We start from the raw sequence: 2,389 nt of genomic DNA, 5'->3' as shown, positions 1-2,389 counted from the left end.
GTATCGGTGGACGACCTCACGTGTCGGTCTGTGTACGACCTGACGTGTCGGTGTCCGGCAGGTTCATGATGCCGGTGCCTCCACTGGTGTGACAAGCCCTTGCCGGTCTTTGAGCCGGTAGCTGGGGCCGTTGATGGCCAGGACGTCGCAGTGATGAAGGAGTCGGTCGAGGATCGCGGTGGCGAGGACGTCGTCGCCGAGGACGGTTCCCCATTCGGTGAAATGCTTGTTGCTTGTGATGATCGTGGAGCCCTTCTCGTATCTGCGGCTGATCAGCTGGAAGAACATGTTGGCTTCGTCGCGGTCGAGGGCGAGGTATCCGACCTCGTCTATGACCAGCAGAGATGGGCGCATGAGGTTCGCGAGTTGCCGGGGGAGCCGGTTTGCTGCGTCGGCGGCTTTGAGCTTTCGAACGAGGTCGTCGAGGGTGGTGAAGTAGATCGACTTTCCGGCTTGGCAGGCAGCGACCGCCAGCCCGATCGCGATATGCGTTTTCCCTACTCCCGGTGGTCCAAGTATCGCGATGTTCCCTGCGCCGGTGAGGAATTCGAGGGTGGCAAGGTCTCGGATGCGGCGCGGTTCGAGTCCGGGTTGGAAGGTGTAGTCGAAGTCGTCGAGGGTTTTGTGATGGGGAAGCCCGGAGAGTTTGAGGGCGTTGCGGAACCGCCGGGATTCTCGGACTGCGACTTCTTCGGCGAGGAGGTGGTCGACGAAGTCGAGGTATCCCATCTGCGCGGAATCTGCGCGGGCGGCGGATTCGGTGACCGATTCGGCGGTGTGACCGAGGCCGAGCCGGAGGGCGTTGTCGATGATCCGTTGGGTGGTCAGTGAACTCATGAACGGTGTCCTGTCGTGGAAGATGCTGTGGGATAGTGGTTCACGGTCAGACGGCGTAGGCGGACAGTGGTCGATGTTCGACGTGGACGTGTCCGACGAGTGAGATGACTTTGGCGGTCAACGGGTCGCCTGCGTCGACCGAAGGTGACGGTGTGCCCTCCGCGGGGTTTGTATCGACGCGTCCGTCGGTGGTGGCACGGGTGTGACCGTCGGGCAGTGACGCCCAGTGCGCCTGGTCGACGACCCAGGCGCCGCGGACCTGCGAGCGAGCGTGGACGGCCAGGACGGTACCGCCGGCACTGTCGAGGGTGGCGATGGCGATGTTGTCGGCACCGGCGCGTACCTGTACTCGTTGACCTGCCCGGACGCGGTCGGCGGGTACGGAGTAGAGCGATGCCTCGAACGAGATCAGCGCGTCGTTTCCGATGCGCCGTAGGTGGGCTTCGGCGACAAGATACGGCTCGGCCGGGGCAGGACGTAGCGCCGCGTGATCGACGACGGCGCGGGTCCCGATGACCTCACGGTGAGTACGGTGCACCTGAGTCCGGCGGATCGGAACCCAGTCCATGAAGGTGCGGTCGGTGCTAGCGAGATCGGTGAACGTGCGACCGGCCAGGACGTGATCCCGAACGATCTTCACTTGCCGTTCTACACGGCCTTTGCCGGTGGGCCGGTACGCGGCGAGGACGTCGATGTCGAAGCCGTAGTGCCCGGAGAATGCGACGGCTGCTGGATGCAACGGGACAGCATGTCCGGGACGGACATGTTTGCGGACAATGGTTTTGGTGCGGTCGTAGACGATCGAACCCGGGACGCCACCGAAGTGCGCGAAGGCTCGGATGTGGCTGCCCCAGAACGCGGCGGCGTCCATCGAGTGGGTGTAGCAGCAGAATGGGTCACGGGAGAACGAGAGGACCATGTGGAAGGAGTAGACCTTGCGTCCGGTGCCGAAGAGATCGCCTTCATCGCCCCAGTCGACTTGTGCTTGGGCGCCGGGGATGGTTTCGAATCGGCGGTGTAGATTGCCGAGCCCGGATTCTTCTGCGCCGAGTTCGTCTCGGATGATGGGTCTGGCTGTGCTGCAATAGATTTTGACTCGTTGGTAGTTCACGGTCACGGACTTTTCGTTGGTGAGGCGTTCGTGGATGACCGAGGCTGCGATGGTGATGTCGGCGCGGAGCATCTCTTCGATCAGTGCGGCGATGTCGTCGGTGATCGCTCGGGGTTGTGTTCCTGCTCTCGAGGTTCCCTGCGGTGGATGCGTGGGTGCATCGTCGGCGAGGTATCGGCGGACAGTGCGCCAATCGCAGCCGCATTCGCGGGCGATGTCGGCATAGGTCGCGCCGGCCTCGTGCAGGGCTTTGAAACGTCGGATGTTCATCCAAGACTCTCCATCTAGGATCATGGCAAGGGCCACCCTTCGGGTTCGTCAACTTTGGCGGTAGACGATTCGAAGGGTGGCCCTTGTCGTGGGCGAGTTACGACAGGACTCGCCGAGCACCTACATATGAGGTTGTACGGGGACCATCACGTGAGGGTGTACACCGATACC

Annotated in this window: 2 protein-coding genes; both read right to left on the bottom strand. The window is 62.7% G+C overall.

All coding sequences use genetic code 11. From position 1 onward, the window contains the following. Window positions 1–63: 63 nt before the first annotated feature. Window positions 64–837, bottom strand: a complete 774-nt coding sequence (gene istB, locus CH249_RS25420) for an IS21-like element helper ATPase IstB (RefSeq protein ID WP_032385531.1) — start codon at window positions 835–837, stop codon at window positions 64–66. A gap of 46 nt (window positions 838–883) precedes the next feature. Then, window positions 884–2,218: an IS21 family transposase gene (gene istA / locus CH249_RS25415; protein WP_008720775.1), complete on the bottom strand. Its 1,335-nt coding sequence runs from the start codon at window positions 2,216–2,218 to the stop codon at window positions 884–886. Window positions 2,219–2,389: the final 171 nt, after the last annotated feature.

The sequence above is a fragment of the Rhodococcus sp. 05-2255-3B1 genome (assembly GCF_002258545.1).
Lineage (GTDB): Bacteria > Actinomycetota > Actinomycetes > Mycobacteriales > Mycobacteriaceae > Rhodococcoides.
This window is presented reverse-complemented; position numbering and strand designations above follow the sequence as displayed.